General features: G+C 41.5%; 20 protein-coding genes. 17 read left to right on the top strand and 3 right to left on the bottom strand.

Annotated elements, in window-relative coordinates:
• Positions 1-12: 12 nt before the first annotated feature.
• The 9 genes from rodZ to NOL38_RS05490 all read left to right on the top strand — a co-directional run bounded on the left by rodZ (position 13) and on the right by NOL38_RS05490 (position 7436).
• Complete coding sequence (gene rodZ / locus NOL38_RS05530; RefSeq protein ID WP_277941620.1) at positions 13-870, top strand: cytoskeleton protein RodZ; 858 nt, start codon at positions 13-15, stop codon at positions 868-870.
• Between the two features lie 9 nt (positions 871-879).
• Positions 880-1419, top strand: coding sequence for a CDP-diacylglycerol--glycerol-3-phosphate 3-phosphatidyltransferase (gene pgsA / locus NOL38_RS05525; protein ID WP_277941619.1), 540 nt, complete (start codon positions 880-882; stop codon positions 1417-1419).
• Complete coding sequence (locus tag NOL38_RS05520; protein WP_277941618.1) at positions 1416-2252, top strand: energy-coupling factor ABC transporter ATP-binding protein; 837 nt, start codon at positions 1416-1418, stop codon at positions 2250-2252. Before pgsA ends, NOL38_RS05520 begins: the two co-directional genes overlap by 4 nt.
• Positions 2228-3070 carry an energy-coupling factor ABC transporter ATP-binding protein gene (locus NOL38_RS05515; protein ID WP_002938195.1) on the top strand — a complete coding sequence of 281 codons (843 nt, stop codon included), beginning with the start codon at positions 2228-2230 and terminating at the stop codon, positions 3068-3070. The genes NOL38_RS05520 and NOL38_RS05515 overlap by 25 nt, the downstream gene beginning before the upstream one ends.
• Positions 3063-3857, top strand: a complete 795-nt coding sequence (locus tag NOL38_RS05510) for an energy-coupling factor transporter transmembrane component T family protein (protein ID WP_024379550.1) — start codon at positions 3063-3065, stop codon at positions 3855-3857. The genes NOL38_RS05515 and NOL38_RS05510 overlap by 8 nt, the downstream gene beginning before the upstream one ends.
• Positions 3858-3988: 131 nt before the next feature.
• Complete coding sequence (gene apf / locus NOL38_RS05505; protein ID WP_172018927.1) at positions 3989-4549, top strand: aggregation-promoting factor; 561 nt, start codon at positions 3989-3991, stop codon at positions 4547-4549.
• A 122-nt stretch (positions 4550-4671) separates the two neighbouring features.
• Positions 4672-6054 (top strand): HAMP domain-containing sensor histidine kinase, encoded by a 1383-nt coding sequence (locus tag NOL38_RS05500; RefSeq protein WP_277941617.1) that lies wholly within the window; start codon positions 4672-4674, stop codon positions 6052-6054.
• Positions 6051-6719, top strand: a complete 669-nt coding sequence (locus NOL38_RS05495; protein ID WP_277941616.1) for a response regulator transcription factor — start codon at positions 6051-6053, stop codon at positions 6717-6719. The genes NOL38_RS05500 and NOL38_RS05495 overlap by 4 nt, the downstream gene beginning before the upstream one ends.
• Before the next feature lie 111 nt (positions 6720-6830).
• The gene (locus NOL38_RS05490) at positions 6831-7436 is read left to right on the top strand and encodes a DUF3642 domain-containing protein (RefSeq protein ID WP_277941615.1); all 606 of its coding nucleotides are present in this window, start codon (positions 6831-6833) and stop codon (positions 7434-7436) included.
• Positions 7437-7476: 40 nt separating this feature from the next.
• Here the strand turns inward: NOL38_RS05490 and sdaAA are convergent, their stop codons facing one another.
• Positions 7477-8349, bottom strand: coding sequence for an L-serine ammonia-lyase, iron-sulfur-dependent, subunit alpha (sdaAA, locus tag NOL38_RS05485; RefSeq protein WP_277941614.1), 873 nt, complete (start codon positions 8347-8349; stop codon positions 7477-7479).
• 12 nt (positions 8350-8361) lie between these two features.
• On the bottom strand, positions 8362-9033 hold the full coding sequence (gene sdaAB / locus NOL38_RS05480) for an L-serine ammonia-lyase, iron-sulfur-dependent subunit beta (protein ID WP_002938202.1): 672 nt from the start codon (positions 9031-9033) through the stop codon (positions 8362-8364).
• A 214-nt stretch (positions 9034-9247) separates the two neighbouring features.
• Here sdaAB and mnmA point away from each other — a divergent pair, with 214 nt between their 5' ends.
• The gene (mnmA, locus tag NOL38_RS05475; RefSeq protein WP_024410781.1) at positions 9248-10372 is read left to right on the top strand and encodes a tRNA 2-thiouridine(34) synthase MnmA; all 1125 of its coding nucleotides are present in this window, start codon (positions 9248-9250) and stop codon (positions 10370-10372) included.
• 42 nt (positions 10373-10414) lie between these two features.
• Here the strand turns inward: mnmA and NOL38_RS05470 are convergent, their stop codons facing one another.
• Positions 10415-10804: a nuclear transport factor 2 family protein gene (locus NOL38_RS05470; RefSeq protein WP_277941613.1), complete on the bottom strand. Its 390-nt coding sequence runs from the start codon at positions 10802-10804 to the stop codon at positions 10415-10417.
• A gap of 125 nt (positions 10805-10929) precedes the next feature.
• Between NOL38_RS05470 and NOL38_RS05465 the strand changes: the two genes are divergently transcribed.
• From NOL38_RS05465 to rplI, 7 genes are all read left to right on the top strand, one after another.
• On the top strand, positions 10930-11256 hold the full coding sequence (locus tag NOL38_RS05465) for a winged helix-turn-helix transcriptional regulator (RefSeq protein WP_014638837.1): 327 nt from the start codon (positions 10930-10932) through the stop codon (positions 11254-11256).
• A gap of 141 nt (positions 11257-11397) precedes the next feature.
• The gene (locus NOL38_RS05460) at positions 11398-11850 is read left to right on the top strand and encodes an NUDIX hydrolase (RefSeq protein ID WP_277941612.1); all 453 of its coding nucleotides are present in this window, start codon (positions 11398-11400) and stop codon (positions 11848-11850) included.
• A 16-nt stretch (positions 11851-11866) separates the two neighbouring features.
• Entirely contained in the window at positions 11867-12310 is a 444-nt protein-coding gene (locus NOL38_RS05455; protein ID WP_277941611.1) for an NUDIX hydrolase, read from the top strand.
• Positions 12288-12749 carry an NUDIX hydrolase gene (locus NOL38_RS05450; RefSeq protein WP_277941610.1) on the top strand — a complete coding sequence of 154 codons (462 nt, stop codon included), beginning with the start codon at positions 12288-12290 and terminating at the stop codon, positions 12747-12749. Before NOL38_RS05455 ends, NOL38_RS05450 begins: the two co-directional genes overlap by 23 nt.
• Positions 12746-14662 (top strand): tRNA uridine-5-carboxymethylaminomethyl(34) synthesis enzyme MnmG, encoded by a 1917-nt coding sequence (mnmG, locus tag NOL38_RS05445; RefSeq protein WP_024401439.1) that lies wholly within the window; start codon positions 12746-12748, stop codon positions 14660-14662. Before NOL38_RS05450 ends, mnmG begins: the two co-directional genes overlap by 4 nt.
• 106 nt (positions 14663-14768) lie before the next feature.
• The gene (locus NOL38_RS05440) at positions 14769-16730 is read left to right on the top strand and encodes a DHH family phosphoesterase (RefSeq protein ID WP_277941609.1); all 1962 of its coding nucleotides are present in this window, start codon (positions 14769-14771) and stop codon (positions 16728-16730) included.
• Positions 16731-16740: 10 nt separating this feature from the next.
• The gene (gene rplI, locus NOL38_RS05435) at positions 16741-17193 is read left to right on the top strand and encodes a 50S ribosomal protein L9 (protein WP_012775408.1); all 453 of its coding nucleotides are present in this window, start codon (positions 16741-16743) and stop codon (positions 17191-17193) included.
• Positions 17194-17218: the final 25 nt, after the last annotated feature.

The raw sequence follows: 17218 nt of genomic DNA, 5'->3' as shown, positions 1-17218 counted from the left end.
AGAGAGGATATTATGAGACAAAAGAGTATAGGGGAAGTACTTAGAACAGCCAGAGAAGGACAGGGTTGGACATTCGTTGATTTGCAACGGATAACAAAAATCCAAGCTAAATATTTGCAGGCACTTGAGTACAATGATTTTGATTTTATTGCAAACTCAGATGATGTTCAGTCTATTTTAAAAGCATACGCTGAGGCTTTGGAATTAGATGCAGATGTCCTACTGGATGCTTACGAGACCAATAGTTTAGTGAAATATTATGAAGATGAAGAAGAAGAACTACGCTCGTCAGAATTGAAAAGAAGCTATAAGGTTCGTAAACGTAAAAAGAACTCTTATCTTCCGTTGATTTACTTATTACTTGCGACGGGTTTGATTATTATTTTTGTGACTTATATTGTTCATAGCAGGCTCCAAAATAGAGCATCTATTACGCCTACTACAACGTCATACAGTATAGTTGAGCAATCTGTATCTGAAGCAAGTAGTGGCACAGAGACGAGTTCTACTGAGCAGGCGCAGTCAAATTCAACGAGTTCAAGTAGTTCCGCTACAGAAAATGTGACTATTTCAGGATCAGGTTCTAACATTGTTGCGACCCTTAAAACAGTGACTTATCCAGTAGAAGTAACTGTAACAGCAAAAAATACAACGAGTTGGATTAGCCTTTCTGACACCTTGTTAGAGGGGGGCGTTACACTAACACCTGATAATTCAACAGTAACTACTACTGTTGAAGAAGGAGTGACTTCTACTACACTTGTTCTTGGTGTTGTCAAAGGAGTAGAGGTAACTGTAGGTGGCCAAAAGTTAGATCTATCAGCCTTGACAGCAGATACAGGCTCAATTACAATAAATTTTGAACAATAAAGGTTTTATATGAAAAAAGAAAATATTCCCAATGCATTGACGATAGGTAGGATTTTGGTAATCCCAATTTTTATCTTGTTACTGACCGTTTGGGATTCCACTGTCAGTCATGTGCTTGCAGCACTTATCTTTGCCCTTGCAAGTATTACGGATTATCTAGACGGCTACTTGGCTCGTAAATGGCAGGTTGTAACAAACTTTGGAAAATTTGCGGATCCGATGGCAGATAAGATTTTGGTGATGACAGCATTTATCATGCTTGTAGAGCTTGGCTTTGCTCCAGCTTGGGTAGTTGCAGTTATTATTTGTCGTGAATTGGCAGTGACAGGTCTTCGTCTACTCTTGGTGGAAAATGGAGGAACAGTTCTAGCTGCGGCTATGCCAGGAAAAATCAAAACATTTTCACAGATGTTTGCAGTTATTTTCCTGCTCTTACACTGGAACGTCGTGGGGCAAATAACACTCTATATTGCACTTTTCTTCACCCTATATTCTGGCTATGATTATTTCAAGGGTGCGTCCTTCTTGTTTAAAGATACATTTAAATGATGAATATTATTGAAGTAAAAAATTTAAAATATAAATACGACCAAGAGGATGAGCAATATACTCTAAATGATGTTTCGTTTCACGTGAAACAGGGAGAGTGGCTGTCTATTATTGGTCATAATGGTTCGGGTAAATCAACAACAGTTCGTTTGATTGATGGACTACTGGAAGCTGAATCAGGTGATATTTATATTGACGGTGATGCCTTAACCATTGATAATGTATGGGATAAGCGACGCTTGATTGGTATGGTTTTTCAAAATCCAGATAACCAATTTGTAGGCGCTACAGTTGAAGATGATGTTGCATTTGGTTTAGAGAACCAGGGAATCCCTTTGGAGGAGATGCGAAGTCGAGTAAATGATGCCTTGGAATTGGTTGGAATGGCTGATTTTAAAACTCGTGAGCCAGCTCGGCTATCTGGTGGTCAGAAGCAGAGGGTGGCGATTGCTGGAGTGGTTGCCTTGCGTCCAAAAATTATTATTTTGGATGAGGCTACGTCTATGTTGGATCCAGAAGGTCGTCTCGACTTGATTAAGATTGTCCGTGAAATTAAGGAGCGTCATGGTATGACGGTTATTTCTATAACACATGATTTGGATGAGGTTGCATTGAGTGATCGAGTTATCGTGATGAAAAATGGACAGGTTGAATCAATTAGCACTCCAAATGAACTATTTATGCGAGAAGATTTGGTAGATTTAGACTTGGATAGACCGTTTACGACAGAACTGGCTTCATCTTTGCGCCAGACTGGACTTGATTTACCGCTCCGCTATTTTACAGAGGAAGAATTAGAGGAAACTTTATGGGAATTGATCTCCAAGAAGTAAGCTATACCTATCAAGCTGGCACTCCTTTTGAGGGGCGTGCGCTTTTTGGTGTGGATTTGGAGATTGTTGATGGCTCTTACACGGCCCTTATTGGGCATACGGGTTCGGGCAAATCAACGATTTTACAACTCTTGAATGGATTAAATGTACCAACAGAAGGAAGAGTAGTCATTGATGATGTTGTGATTACAGCGACGTCTGAAAATAAGGATATTAAGCAAGTCAGGAAGAAAGTGGGGCTGGTGTTCCAATTTCCTGAAAGTCAAGTGTTTGATGAAACGGTCTTAAAAGACGTTGCTTTTGGTCCACAAAATTTCGGAGTTTCTCAGGAAGAGGCTGAAACGATTGCGCGTGAAAAGTTGGCCTTGGTTGGAATTGATGAAAGCTTGTTTGAGCGTAGTCCTTTTGAACTATCTGGTGGTCAAATGCGTCGGGTAGCTATTGCTGGGATTCTGGCAATGGAACCAAGTATCTTAGTTTTGGATGAACCAACGGCTGGATTGGATCCTGCGGGTCGTCAGGAATTGATGGATATTTTCAAAAAGCTTCATGAATCAGGCATGACAATCGTTTTGGTAACTCATTTGATGGATGATGTCGCTAACTATGCTGATTTTGTTTACATTATGGAAAAGGGAAAGCTGGTCCGTTCTGGTAAACCAGTCGATATTTTTCAAGAGGTAGATTTTTTAGAGAGTATTCAGTTGGGAGTGCCTAAGATTACTAAGTTTGCAGCTAATTTGGAGAGAAGAGGTTTTGTATTTGAACGTCTTCCTATTACAATTGAAGAATTTACGGGGATGGTGACACATGGATAAATTAATTTTAGGTCGCTATATTCCTGGGGATTCAATTATTCATCGCTTGGATCCAAGAAGTAAGCTTTTAGCAATGTTTGGATTTCTATTGATGATTTTTTGGGCCAACAATTTGGTCACCAATGCCTTATTGATAGCATTTGTTTTAGGAATGGTTGTTTTATCTCGTATTCGCTTATCATTTTTTATTAATGGCTTGAAACCGATGATAGGAATTATTCTATTTACAACTTTCTTTCAGGTTTTCTTTACACCTGGAGCGACCATTCTATGGGAGTTTTGGATTTTTAAATTATCTGTAGAAGGGTTGCAACAGGCGGCGATTATTTTTGTTCGCTTTGTTTTGATTATTTTCTTCTCGACCTTGTTGACCTTGACGACAACACCGCTCAGTTTGGCTGATGGTATCGAGTCAGGGCTTGCACCTTTGAAGCGATTTAGGGTTCCTGTGCATGAAATTGGTTTGATGTTGTCCATGAGCTTGCGTTTTGTACCGACCTTGATGGATGATACCACTCGGATTATGAATGCTCAGAGAGCTCGTGGAGTGGACTTTAATGAGGGAAATCTTATTCAGAAGGTAAAGTCAGTTATTCCTATTTTGATTCCGTTATTCGCATCAAGTTTTAAGAGGGCAGATGCTCTTGCAACGGCGATGGAGGCGCGTGGGTATCAGGGCGGCGATGGGAGAACCAAGTATCGGATTTTGGAATGGAAGTTAGCAGATACGTTAGCAATTTTAGTTATGTTAGCTTTAGCTGGACTCTTATTTATATTGAAAAAATGAGTAAAAAACGCTAGAAATAGCGTTTTTATCGTCTAATCTCAATTTGTCTGTAATATTTGTAACAATTTCACAAAGTCTAAGTAATAGTTAGAGGGTATGATAGACACATGACAGAAAGGAATGTGACTATTATGAACATTACATTAAAGAAAAACTTAAAAACAACTATTGCTGGTTTGGTAGCGGGAATCTCCCTTTTGACTGCGGGTGTAGTCAGTGCAGAAACCTATACTGTAAAGTCTGGTGATACCCTGTCTGAAATTGCTGAAACACACAATACTACTGTTGAAAAATTAGCAGAGCAGAATAAGATTAGCAACTTAGATTTTATCCATGTTGGTCAAGTTATAGAATTGGGTGATGTGACAGTGAATGCAGTAGAGAGTTCAGTTGAACAAGCTCAATCAGCAACATCATCAACTTCTACTGCAACAGTAACAACTAGCACCTATTCTTCAAACTTGAGTGCTGAAGATGCAGCAGCAAAAGAATGGATTGCAATGAAGGAATCAAGCGGTAGCTATGATGCACGTAACGGTATCTACATTGGTCGTTACCAGTTGACAAATACTTACTTGAATGGTGATTACTCACCAGAAAACCAAGAGCGTGTAGCAGATGCTTATGTAGCAGAACGTTATGGTTCATGGTCTGCAGCCAAGGCTTTCTGGTTGGCAAATGGTTGGTACTAAGATAAATTAGAAGAGGTCTAGCACGATGCTAGACTTTTTTTCTATTGTTGAAAGTTGTCTAGCTTTACAGATAGGGTTGTTTTGTTTATAATTGTGAAAAAATTGACTAGAAAAGAAGAACTATGAAATTACAAAAACGAATTTTTCGATTAAATATGATCATGCTTATTTTTTCCTTGGTTGCGATGCTGGGGGTAAGTGTTTATGTGGTTAATAGCATTTATCGTAACCAAGAAACATGGCAGTCCACTAGCCAGAAGACAGCAAGTAGTCAACAGAGTTTGGAAAAGTTTTCGGGATCAGATTTTGCAGTATTGGCAGATGAGTTAGCATCGAATGATGCACGACTCTATGTAGAAAGTAATGGTGAGGCTGTCTTTTCAAATCTGAAAGATGATGCGGATGAGATATTGGGAGTGACAGTATCATCAACCACTCACACCTCCTATGTAGATGGAGAAATTGTGATTAGCCGTAAACTTGCCACGGATGGGCAAGTTTATTATTTATATGCCTTGTTAGAAGATTTGGAAGACCAGCAAGAAAGCCAAGAATTTCAAGCCTTCCTGATACAGCTTTTGTTAGTTGGTGGAATAGGTATCGTGGTCGTAGTGGTGCTTAACTTCTTCTTTACTCGCCGTCTCCTAGGGGTTATCATGCGTCCTCTGGAGGAATTGCACAGCGGTGTAGAACGTATCCAGCAGGGAGATTATACAGTACCTCTGACCTATCAAGGTGATAAGGAATTTGAAGAATTGACCCAAGGGTTCAATCAAATGCAGACTTCTTTGTTAGATGCCCGTGAGAAAAATCAACTGTATGAACAAAATCGAACCCAGATGGTCGCAGATATTTCGCATGATTTGCGGACTCCCTTGACTTCTATCAAAGGTTATGCCAAGGGAATTTTGGATGGTATTGCCAATACGGATGAAAAACGTAATCAGTATTTGACTGTTATCTATCAAAAATCTCAGGTGATGGAGAAATTACTGGAAAAATTATTTGCTTTTTCACAATTGCAGACAGATAAAATGCCATTTGATAAAGTCCAGCTTGATTTGGCTATCTTTTTACAGTCCTATGTAAGCGAGAAAACTGAGGAATTAGTAGATGAGGACATTCGGTTTAGTTTGGAAGTATCGGATGGATTGCCAGTTGAGATTGACCCAATTCAATTTCGTAGAATTCTAGATAATCTGGTGGACAATGCACGAAAATATGCCGCTGTAAAGCCCTTGATAATCAGTATTACTGGACAAATGCAAGAGCAAGAAGTTGTTTGGACTTTTACAGATAACGGAAAAGGTGTAGAAAAGAATAGATTTGACTTGATTTTTGAAGAATTTTACAGGGCAGACGATACCAGACAGCAAGTAGAAGGCCATGGTCTGGGGTTAGCGATTGTAAAAAATATTATGGAGAGACTGGATGGCCAGGTATCTGTTGAGGCAACTCCAGGACTTCGATTTATCTTTAGACTACCTAGAAAGGATATGAAATGACACGGATTTTAATCGCAGAAGACGATGTAGAGATTGCTTATTTGGAGCGAGATTATCTGGAAATGCAGGGCTACCAAGTAGATTTGATACATGACGGTGGTCTTGTAGAGGACCAACTCAAAAAAGAGGATTATGTTCTTTTAATGCTGGATGTCATGCTCCCAAATAAAACTGGCTACGATCTTTGTCGTGATTTACGGGATAAGGTGGACTTCCCTATTTTGATGGTTACATCCAAGCAAGAAACCATGGACGTGGTGAGAGGACTAGGCTTGGGAGCGGATGATTACATTAGCAAACCTTTTGATCCTATGGAGTTGGTGGCGCGTGTAAAGGCTCATTTGGCTCGCTACCAGCGTTTTCAAAAAGATAATGATCAGAATGAATTAACAGTTGGGAATATGACTATTTTCTTGGATAATTGGAAGGTGACTTTGGATGGTCAGGAAATCAAATTGCCCAATCGTGAATTTGAATTGCTGGTTTATCTAGCAAAACACCCTAACCGAGTATTCTCTAAAGATCACTTGTTTGAAACCATTTGGGGATATGACTATGTTGGAGATAGTGCGACAGTTGCTGTTCATGTCAATCGGCTCCGAGATAAATTGGGAGCGGATTTGATTGAGACTGTCTGGGGAGCAGGCTATCGTCTTAATGATTAATTTATAAGTGTTTAGAATTTGTTTAGAAAGTTTCTCTAAAGTGTTAAAACCTATCCTCTATAATAGACTTATCAGCAAGAGCTGAAGAAAACAAGTTAAAAAGAGGACAAAATGGAAAATAACAATCAACAACAAGAAATTATTGAAGTGGCAGAAAATAAGAAAACAGGTGTCTGGGAATCAGTCAAACAGAAGGTTACAGGCATGAGTAAGAAATCGATTATCTTATTGTCAGTAGGTACCTTGGTACTTGTGACGGCTGGTTTTGTCGTAGCAGAAGTCTATGAAAATAAACTAGAGGCATTAGGAGATCAAATTGAGCGACAGGTTGGAATTGCAGATGATGATGACAATCAACAGGTAATAGCACAAGCTAATGCATCATCAGCCTCATCAGTAAATACAACTTCTGCTAGTCAACTAGCAACAAGTTACGGTGTAAAGTTAGTTGACACCTCTGAGCTAGATGGTACTTATACAGCAACATCTGGAAATGACAGCTACACGTTGACTGTAAAAGGGAATCAAGCAACCTTGACAGAAGTTGATAAAGACGGAGATCAAGATATTGAACAAGTTATCTTTGATTTAGATAAAAAACTTGCCTACATTGATGGCGAAGCAGATAGTTATACCTTGAATGGTCCAACTCTTACTTTGACAGAAATTGATGCCAATGATATAACCTTAGAGAAACTAACATTCACGAAACAATAAGAAAAAGGACCGTTAGAGTCCTTTTTGGTTTACATTATTGTCAATCTTCCCCAAAAATTTCTTGAGCAAGGCGACGACCCGTCGGTGTAGCTGCAAGGCCACCTTCAGCAGTTTCACGGAAGGCAGTTGGGAGGGCTGAACCAACTTGGTACATGGCATTGATGACTTCGTCAACGGGGATTTTGGATTCGATACCTGCTAGTGCCATATCGGCAGCTACCATGGCGTAGCTTGCTCCCATTGCATTACGTTTGACACAAGGGACTTCTACCAGACCAGCGACCGGATCGCAAATCAGACCCAGCATATTTTTGATGACAAAGCAGATGGCTTGGCTGGCTTGGTAGGGAGTTCCACCTGCTGCCAGTGTCAGGGCTGCGGCAGACATAGCAGAGGCAGATCCGACTTCTGCCTGACAGCCTCCTTCTGCACCTGAGATGGAGGCATTGTTGGCAATGACTAGACCGAAAGCCCCAGCTGTAAAGAGGAAATCAAGTTGTTGCTCTTCTGTCAAGTTTAACTTGTCAATAGCAACACCAAGAACGGCAGGCAAGCAACCAGCAGAGCCAGCAGTTGGTGTGGCACAGACCAAGCCCATTTTAGCATTCAATTCATTAACGGCCATGGCATTTCTAGCCGCGGACAAGATAGAAGAGTCCGACAGAGTCTTACCACTTTTCATGTAGGCATCTAACTTGGCAGCATCGCCTCCCGTTAAACCAGATACGGATTTGCTTTCAGTAAGTCCATCTACGATGGAGGCTTTCATAACTGTCAAGTTTCTTGACATGATTGTCAATATTTCTTCGCGACTACGGCCGGTCAACTCAATTTCAGTCGCGATCATGAGTTCAGCTACATTACCAGAAAAGTTGTCTGCTTGTTGAACTAATTCTTCGATAGTATAAAACATGTCTTTCTCTTTCTAGTTGAAGAAGGTTACATTGTGCAGGTGTGGAATTTTTTCAATTTCTGCAATAGAATTTTCACATTGGCGAGCATCCACTTCGATAATCATAATGGCTTTCTCGCCAGCTTTTTCACGTGTCACGTTCATTTGAGCGATATTGATGTCATACTTAGAAAGAACATCGGTCACTTTCGCAATCATACCAGGGACATCTTGGTGAACAATAATAATAGTTGGCGTATTCATATTGAGGTTGACAGAAAAGCCGTTGAGCTCTGTTACTTGAATGTTTCCCCCGCCGATGGAAACACCTGTGGCTGAGATAGATTTTTTATCGTTTTTTATGATGATTCTGGTGGTATTGGGATGTGGGGTATTGCTGTCCTTGTTGACACGCCAGTAAACCTTAATGCCGCGTTCTCTTGCAATATCAAGAGAGTCAGGAATGCGGGGATCATCCGTATCCATGCCCAGAATACCTGCTACCAAGGCTACATCCGTACCGTGACCACGATAGGTCTTGGCAAAGGAATTGTAGAGTTGAAATTCCACCTCTGTCGGCTCATCGCCGAAGATGGAAGACACAATTTTCCCAATTCGGACCGCCCCAGCTGTGTGACTAGAAGATGGACCAATCATAACAGGTCCAATAATATCAAAGACCGACTGAAATTTTAAGTTTGTCATAGTAATCCTCACGTTTTTCTTGGTACTATTATATCAAATTTTCCGGTTAGAGAATATGCCTAGATGAATGTGTTTTCTTATGTTAAAATTCTATCGCTTACCCTTTTTGTATGGTATAATACAAGTTGTTCAAAATCGTCAATCGTTTTTGGATAATCAAATTTTGGAATACGACCTTCAAATCGTTATTTCTACGAAAAGATGGGAGAAGATTATGTCAATTGACAATTCTAAAACCCGTGTTGTTGTCGGTATGAGTGGCGGTGTAGATTCATCGGTTACGGCTCTCTTGCTCAAGGAGCAGGGCTACGATGTGATCGGCATCTTCATGAAAAACTGGGACGACACGGATGAAAATGGCTTCTGTACAGCAACAGAAGACTACAAGGATGTGGCTGCAGTGGCAGACCAAATCGGCATTCCTTACTACTCTGTCAACTTTGAAAAAGAGTACTGGGACCGCGTATTTGAGTACTTTCTAGCAGAGTATCGGGCAGGACGGACGCCAAATCCAGATGTCATGTGTAACAAGGAAATTAAGTTCAAGGCTTTCTTGGATTATGCAATGAACTTGGGTGCGGACTATGTGGCGACGGGGCATTATGCTCAGGTGTCACGCGACGAGGACGGCACTGTCCATATGCTGCGTGGGGCAGATAATGGCAAGGACCAGACCTACTTCCTCAGCCAACTATCACAGGAACAGTTGCAGAAAACCATGTTTCCGCTCGGCCATTTACAAAAGCCACAGGTGAGGGAAATAGCAGAGCGAGCAGGCTTGGCGACAGCTAAAAAGAAAGATTCGACAGGTATCTGCTTTATCGGTGAAAAGAACTTCAAAGAATTTTTAGGGCAGTATTTGCCAGCCCAGCCCGGTCGGATGATGACAGTTGACGGTCGTGACATGGGAGAACACACTGGTCTCATGTACTATACCATTGGCCAGCGGGGAGGGCTAGGTATCGGAGGACAAATCGGTGGGGACAATGAGCCTTGGTTTGTGGTCGGAAAAGACCTGTCAAAAAATATCCTCTATGTCGGTCAAGGCTTCTATCATGAGTCCTTGATGTCAACTTCTTTACAAGCTAGTCAAGTACACTTTACACGTGATATGCCTGAAGAATTCACACTTGAGTGTACAGCTAAGTTCCGCTACCGTCAACCAGATAGTCAAGTGACTGTCAAGGTAAAAGGTGACCAGGCAGAGGTTATCTTTGCAGAGCCACAACGGGCTATCACACCAGGCCAAGCCGTTGTTTTCTACGACGGTCAAGAATGCTTGGGCGGCGGCATGATCGACATGGCCTATAAAGATGGAGAGGCTTGTCAGTATATTTAATCAAAAATAAAAGCTTAGCACCTTCGTGCTAAGCTTTTTATCTTATCCCCAGAAAGCATCTTCAGCTTTTTGGTCGGCTGAGAAGAGCCAAACTTCCTTGATTTTACCATCTTCCATACGGAAAAGATCGATACCATTCATGTTTAGTTCTTCACCATCTGTTCGAGTACCGAGGAATGTTACGTTAGCGGCAACAAGAGTATCATTATCGGATACCCAGTTTGTCACTACTTTGAATGATCCATTTGTTTTTTCGGCGAAAGTTACTAGATGTGCTCCGAGTACTTCCTTACCAATTTTAGCACCAGATGTTGAATGATTTCCAGGTTGATGCCAGATAATGTCGTCTGCCATTGTTTCAAAAAGAGCTGCAAAATCGCCAGCGATGAGAGCATTGTTATAGGCATTAAAAATTTCCAAGTTTGTTGACATTTGATGTCCTCCAATTTTTTTGATATAGTACAATTATAGTGGAAGTAGTCAATTATGCAAGTAGGTACTTTTGCATTTGTTGGTATCAAAAGTGATACTATTGAGATAAATAAAGGAGAATTTTTTTGAAAAAAGTTAGTGAATATGGTATTTGTCCTTTTGCAACAACGCAAAAAGTCTTGACTGGTAAGTGGGGATTGGTGATTATCTACCAACTCAGTACAGGAACGAAACGCTTCAATGAATTACAGCGACTAATTCCAGGGATTACCCAAACCATGTTAACAAGGCACCTTAGACAATTGGAGGAGGATCGCATTATTAGTCGCACGGTCTATGCAGAAGTCCCACCTCGTGTAGAGTACAGCTTGACAGAAATGGGTGAAAAATTTCGTTCGGTGCTGGATGCTGTTGAGGCTTGGGGCTTAGAATATATTGAAACGTTAGCGTAACACCAGATTTGAAATTCTACAAATCTTTTGATAGAATAAGAGTAACAATCATCATGATGGTCAAAGCTCATGGGAATTGTAGGCTTTTTTGTCCTGCAATTTTCGAGAGTTTTGGCTATTTTTTGCTATTGAGGAGAGATGATGGATTTTCGTACAGTGGTAGGCAACCAGTCCTTTAGTGTTCGTGCAACGGGCTTGGTGATACAAGATGAGAAGTTATATCTTGTTAAGTCGCCTGAGGGGAAATATTACACCTTAGGTGGAGCTATTCAGCTTGGTGAAACGACGGAAGAGGCTGTCCTGCGGGAAATGCAAGAAGAAATCGGAATTGAGGTGGAGGTTGGACCAGTAGCATTTGTCGTTGAAAATCAGTTCACCTTGCAGGAGAAATCCTATCATCAGATTGAATTTCTCTATATAGTTACCCCACTGTCTAATCCAGCTACCAATCTGGAAGAAGGGAATTCTGTTCGCCAGTGTGAATGGGTTGCTTTTGCGGACTTAGAGAAACTAGATCTCAATCCAGCCTTTCTTAAGACCGAGTTAGCCAACTGGGACGGACAACTAAAGCATTTTATGAACAAAGACAACTAAAGTAGCGGAGGAAACCATGCCTGTTAAATTGATTGCCCATGTCTTGCTGACTGTTGCAGACAGCCATTTGATTATTCAGCGTTCGCAAATTAAGCGTGGCAAACCCAATGTTTTCCCTCAATATTGGGACATTCCAGGTGGTCGTGTTGAGGAGAATGAGTTGCCCCGTGATGCTGCAGTGAGAGAGTGTTTTGAAGAAACAGGCATTTCGATAGCCAAGGAAAATCTGACCATTATCCATGAAGATAGTCAGTTTGATGAAGAGAAAGAGGCGGTGTTTACAAGGCTAGTCTATGAAGTGGCACTTCCTGAACAGCCCAAAACCATTCTTCTTGACCCAGAAGAGCATACAGATTTTCTATGGTTAGCCCCTAGCGATAAAAATAAGAAAAACTTAGTTCCATATCTGGACGAAATTTTAGAAAAGAGAAGGAATAATGGATTTCAGAACCAAAGTTGACAATCAGATTTTTGGTGTCCGTGCCTCTGCATTGATTATAAAGGATGGGAAAATTTTCCTGACCAAAGATTATAAGGGGCGTTATTATACCATTGGCGGAGCGATTGCAGTTAATGAAACGGCACAAGATGCGGCTGTTCGAGAAGTCAAAGAAGAATTAGGGATTGACAGTCGTGTCAATCAACTGGCTTTTGTTGTCGAAAATCAATTTACACATGAAGGCATAGACTTTCACAATATCGAGTTTCATTTTATCGTGGAGCCTGTTGGAGAAATGCCTGAGAAGATGATTGAAGGTCAATTGAAACAAACGTGTGAATGGATTGCACTTGACAACCTTGTCAACCTAGATATCGTGCCAGCCTTTCTGGCAGAGGAATTGCCAAACTGGAGTGGACAAGTTGAACACATTATGAACATGAAGGAGAAAACAACATGACACACACATTTGCAGAAAATTATGATGTCATCGTAATCGGTGCGGGGCACGCAGGAGTAGAGGCGGGATTGGCAGCCAGTCGGATGGGCTGTAAAACCCTGCTTGCGACGATAAACTTGGATATGGTGGCTTTTATGCCATGTAATCCCTCCATTGGTGGCTCTGCCAAGGGGATTGTGGTACGAGAAATTGATGCCTTGGGTGGCGAAATGGGTCGCAACATTGACAAGACCTATATCCAGATGAAGATGCTTAATATGGGTAAAGGGCCAGCTGTTCGTGCCTTGCGGGCTCAGGCAGATAAGGCAGAGTACGCAGCAGAGATGAAGCGGACGGTGGAGCGTCAGGAAAATCTGACCCTGCGTCAAACCATGATTGATGAGATTTTAGTGGAAGACGGCAAGGTTATCGGTGTCCGCACGGCTACCAACCAGAAATTTTCAGCCAAGGCAGTTGTGGTGACGACGGGTACAGCTTTGCGTGGTGAGATTATCATCGGTGACCTCAAGTATTCGTCAGGACCTAACAACAGTTTGGCTTCTATCACGCTGGCGGATAATCTGAAAGAATTGGGACTTGAAATTGGTCGGTTCAAGACAGGGACACCACCGCGTGTCAATGCTCGTACCATTAACTACGAAGAAACCGAGATTCAACCAGGTGATGAAAAGCCAAATCACTTTTCATTCTTGTCCAAGGATGAGGACTATTTGCAGGATCAAATCCCTTGCTGGCTGACCTATACCAACGCGACCAGTCATGAGATTATCAATAGCAATCTTCACCGGGCACCTATGTTTTCAGGGATTGTTAAGGGGATTGGTCCCCGTTATTGCCCATCAATCGAGGACAAGATTGTCCGTTTTGCGGATAAGGAACGCCACCAGCTTTTCTTAGAGCCAGAAGGTCGCAATACAGACGAAATCTATGTCCAAGGGCTGTCAACCAGTTTGCCAGAAGATGTGCAGCAGGACTTGATTCACTCTATTAAAGGCTTGGAAAATGCCCAGATGATGCGGACGGGTTACGCCATTGAGTACGATATGGTTATGCCTCACCAGTTGCGGGCGACGCTTGAAACCAAGAAGATTTCAGGGCTCTTTACAGCAGGTCAGACCAACGGAACATCAGGTTATGAAGAAGCAGCAGGTCAGGGAATTGTCGCTGGTATCAATGCAGCCCTCAAGGTGCAGGGCAAGCCTGAGCTGATTTTGAAACGAAGCGACGGCTACATTGGTGTTATGATTGATGACCTGGTAACCAAGGGAACGGTGGAGCCTTACCGCCTCTTGACCAGTCGGGCAGAATACCGCTTGATTCTGCGTCATGACAATGCTGATATGCGACTGACGGAGATTGGTCGTCAGGTTGGCTTGGTAGATGATGAACGCTGGCAGGTCTTCCAGATTCACAAAAACCAATTTGACAATGAAATGAAACGCTTGGAGTCTATCAAACTCAAGCCAATCAAGGAAACTAACGAAAAAGTCGTAGCTATGGGCTTCAAGCCTTTGACGGATGCCCTTACCGCCAAGGAATTCATGCGTCGTCCAGATGTGACTTACGCAGATGCGGTAGCCTTTATCGGCCCAGCAGCAGAGGACTTGGACGCCAAGACCATTGAATTGATTGAAACAGAAGTCAAGTACGAGGGCTACATTGCCAAGGCCTTGGATCAGGTGGAGAAGATGAAACGTATGGAAGAAAAACGCATTCCAGCCGACATTGACTGGGATGATATTGACTCCATTGCGACCGAGGCTCGCCAAAAATTTAAGCTGATTTCACCAGAAACTATTGGCCAGGCTAGTCGGATTTCCGGTGTCAATCCAGCGGATATATCCATTCTCATGGTCTACTTGGAAGGACGCAGTCGTTCCATTTCTAAAAACAAATCAAAGGACAGTCACTAAGGCTGTTCTTTTCGCTGTATGTCAGCTATATGTCAACTACTTTAAAATCATGTGAAAAGTAGCTTTTTTACTGAATTTATGGTAGAATGGCAGGCAGAGGTTAGTGATGAAAAGATTTCGATTTTCGACAATTCACTTTGTCATGATAGGTGTCATTTTATTTGGGTTGGTGGCTCTTGTCCACCGATTTTTTCCAATTGGTGCCAGTACAGTTTTTGCGCTACTCATCAGCCTATTGGTGTTGATTGCGCTGTTTATTTATCAAAAACATTCTTATGAATTTAGTGAGCTAGAACAGATTGAATATCTCAATAATCAGGCAAATTCTGGTTTGATGATGCTCTTGGATAAAATGCCAGTGGGAGTTATCAAAGTTCGACCAGATAGTAATCAGGTAGAATGGTTTAATCCCTTTGCTGAGCTGATTTTTGCTCAAGAAAATGGTGAGTTTGATCAAAAAAAACTACGTGAAATTATTGACGTTGGTCTGGATGAGGAGCGAATTTATGCAAATTTTTCAGGCAAGAGATACGCTGTTAACGTTGATTTTGATCAAGGGTTATTTTACTTTTTTGATGCGTCGACAGAGTATTCAGCGACAAATAGTTTGATCGGAAGCCGTCCTGTTATAGGGATTATTTCAGTTGATAACTATGATGAGCTTGAGGATGCTGTAACTGATTCTCAAATTAGCCAAGTCAATTCCTTCTTGGCTCAATTTGTTTCGGAATTTTGCCATGATTACGGTATCTACTATCGACGCGGCACAATGGATCGATTCTATTTCTTTACAGATTATGCTGTGTTGGAAAAATTGATAGAGAATAAGTTTTCAGTTATTGATAAGTTCCGCGAGGAGGCTAAAAAGTTAGATTTAGGTTTGACTTTGAGTATGGGATTGGCGTATGGTAATGAAAATCATCACCAAATCGGACAAGTTGCGCTCCAAAATCTCAATATGGCTGAGGTTCGTGGTGGAGACCAGGTTGTGGTCAAGGAAAATGATGAGAGTAAACAGCCACTTTTCTTTGGCGGTGGCTCGGCTTCTTCCGTTAAACGAACACGTACGCGGACTCGTGCTATGATGACTGCTGTATCAGATAAACTCAAATCGGTTGATGCTGTTTTTGTGGTGGGACATCGTAATTTAGATATGGACGCGCTTGGATCCGCGGTCGGCATGCAGTACTTTGCTCAAAATATTATGAACAATGCCTATACGGTGTATAATCCAGATGAAATGGCACCAGATATTGCACGTGCTATCAAGAAGTTGAGTGATGAAAATTGTTCTAATTTGCTAACGGTTGAGGAAGCCATGAAGATGGTCACTTTCCAGTCGTTGTTAATCATGGTAGATCATTCAAAGATTGGCTTGACTTTGGATAAGGATTTCTATGACCAATTTACCCAGGTTGTGGTGGTTGATCATCATCGTCGCGATACAGATTTCCCAAATAATGCAGTTTTGACTTATATAGAGAGTGGTGCTAGTTCTGCGAGTGAGTTAGTAACGGAATTAATTCAGTTCCAGAATGACAAACACCATAAGCTTAATCGCATTCAATCCAGTTTATTGATGGCTGGGATTATGCTTGATACAAAAAATTTCACCTCTCGTGTGACTAGTCGTACTTTTGATGTGGCTAGTTACTTGCGGACTCGTGGTAGCGATAGCTTGGAAATCCAGCAGATTGCTGCGACAGATTTTGAGGAATATCGTCAAATCAATGAACTGATTTTAAGTGGGCAGAGAATTGAGTCCAATGTTGTTATTGCGTGTGCAGATGATACTAAAGAATACGATAATATTATTCCGAGCAAGGCTGCCGATACAATATTGGACATGGCAGGAATTGAGGCGGTATTCGTTATAACAAGAAATACCAAAGGGTATGTATCTATTTCTGCAAGGAGTCATAGTAAAATCAATGTTCAACGCATCATGGAAGAAATGGGTGGAGGTGGCCACTTTAACCTAGCTGCCGCTCAGGTATATGACCAGACAATCGCAGAAGTATATGAAAAGTTGACGGATAAAATCCACGAAGAAATAAATGGAAATTAGGAGAACAGATATGAAAGTAATCTTTTTAGCAGATGTTAAAGGCCAAGGTAAAAAGGGTGAGATTAAGGAAGTTCCAACAGGTTACGCCCAAAACTTCTTGATTAAGAAAAATTTGGCTAAGGAAGCAACAAACCAAGCAATCAGCGCCCTTCGTGGTCAGGAAAAATCTAAGGAAAAGGCTCATGCAGAGATGATTGCAGAAGCAGAGGCTATCAAGGCTAAGTTGGCTGAGGAAGCTACTTTAGTGAAATTTGTCGAAAAAGTTGGTCCAGATGGTCGTACCTTTGGTTCTATTACCAGCAAGAAAATTGCTGAAGAATTGGACAAGCAATTTGGCATCAAGATTGATAAACGCCATATTCAGCTGGATCACCCAATTCGTGCGATTGGTCTCATTGATGTACCAGTTAAAATCTATCAAGATGTAACAGGCATCATTAATTTGAGTATTAAGGAAGCTTAATTATTTATCTAGCCAGTGAGGAGGT

The sequence above is a fragment of the Streptococcus suis genome (assembly GCF_029616525.1).
Classification (GTDB): domain Bacteria; phylum Bacillota; class Bacilli; order Lactobacillales; family Streptococcaceae; genus Streptococcus; species Streptococcus suis_AF.
This window is presented reverse-complemented; position numbering and strand designations above follow the sequence as displayed.

What these genes read in the sequence shown, in the direction of transcription:
- rodZ (WP_277941620.1), top strand. Translation starts at nt 13, where the DNA reads ATGAGACAAAAGAGTATAGGGGAAGTACTTAGAACAGCCAGAGAAGGA.
- pgsA (WP_277941619.1), top strand. Translation starts at nt 880, where the DNA reads ATGAAAAAAGAAAATATTCCCAATGCATTGACGATAGGTAGGATTTTG.
- NOL38_RS05520 (WP_277941618.1), top strand. Translation starts at nt 1,416, where the DNA reads ATGATGAATATTATTGAAGTAAAAAATTTAAAATATAAATACGACCAA.
- NOL38_RS05515 (WP_002938195.1), top strand. Translation starts at nt 2,228, where the DNA reads ATGGGAATTGATCTCCAAGAAGTAAGCTATACCTATCAAGCTGGCACT.
- NOL38_RS05510 (WP_024379550.1), top strand. Translation starts at nt 3,063, where the DNA reads ATGGATAAATTAATTTTAGGTCGCTATATTCCTGGGGATTCAATTATT.
- apf (WP_172018927.1), top strand. Translation starts at nt 3,989, where the DNA reads ATGAACATTACATTAAAGAAAAACTTAAAAACAACTATTGCTGGTTTG.
- NOL38_RS05500 (WP_277941617.1), top strand. Translation starts at nt 4,672, where the DNA reads ATGAAATTACAAAAACGAATTTTTCGATTAAATATGATCATGCTTATT.
- NOL38_RS05495 (WP_277941616.1), top strand. Translation starts at nt 6,051, where the DNA reads ATGACACGGATTTTAATCGCAGAAGACGATGTAGAGATTGCTTATTTG.
- NOL38_RS05490 (WP_277941615.1), top strand. Translation starts at nt 6,831, where the DNA reads ATGGAAAATAACAATCAACAACAAGAAATTATTGAAGTGGCAGAAAAT.
- sdaAA (WP_277941614.1), bottom strand. Translation starts at nt 8,349, where the DNA reads ATGTTTTATACTATCGAAGAATTAGTTCAACAAGCAGACAACTTTTCT.
- sdaAB (WP_002938202.1), bottom strand. Translation starts at nt 9,033, where the DNA reads ATGACAAACTTAAAATTTCAGTCGGTCTTTGATATTATTGGACCTGTT.
- mnmA (WP_024410781.1), top strand. Translation starts at nt 9,248, where the DNA reads ATGTCAATTGACAATTCTAAAACCCGTGTTGTTGTCGGTATGAGTGGC.
- NOL38_RS05470 (WP_277941613.1), bottom strand. Translation starts at nt 10,804, where the DNA reads ATGTCAACAAACTTGGAAATTTTTAATGCCTATAACAATGCTCTCATC.
- NOL38_RS05460 (WP_277941612.1), top strand. Translation starts at nt 11,398, where the DNA reads ATGGATTTTCGTACAGTGGTAGGCAACCAGTCCTTTAGTGTTCGTGCA.
- NOL38_RS05455 (WP_277941611.1), top strand. Translation starts at nt 11,867, where the DNA reads ATGCCTGTTAAATTGATTGCCCATGTCTTGCTGACTGTTGCAGACAGC.
- NOL38_RS05450 (WP_277941610.1), top strand. Translation starts at nt 12,288, where the DNA reads ATGGATTTCAGAACCAAAGTTGACAATCAGATTTTTGGTGTCCGTGCC.
- mnmG (WP_024401439.1), top strand. Translation starts at nt 12,746, where the DNA reads ATGACACACACATTTGCAGAAAATTATGATGTCATCGTAATCGGTGCG.
- NOL38_RS05440 (WP_277941609.1), top strand. Translation starts at nt 14,769, where the DNA reads ATGAAAAGATTTCGATTTTCGACAATTCACTTTGTCATGATAGGTGTC.
- rplI (WP_012775408.1), top strand. Translation starts at nt 16,741, where the DNA reads ATGAAAGTAATCTTTTTAGCAGATGTTAAAGGCCAAGGTAAAAAGGGT.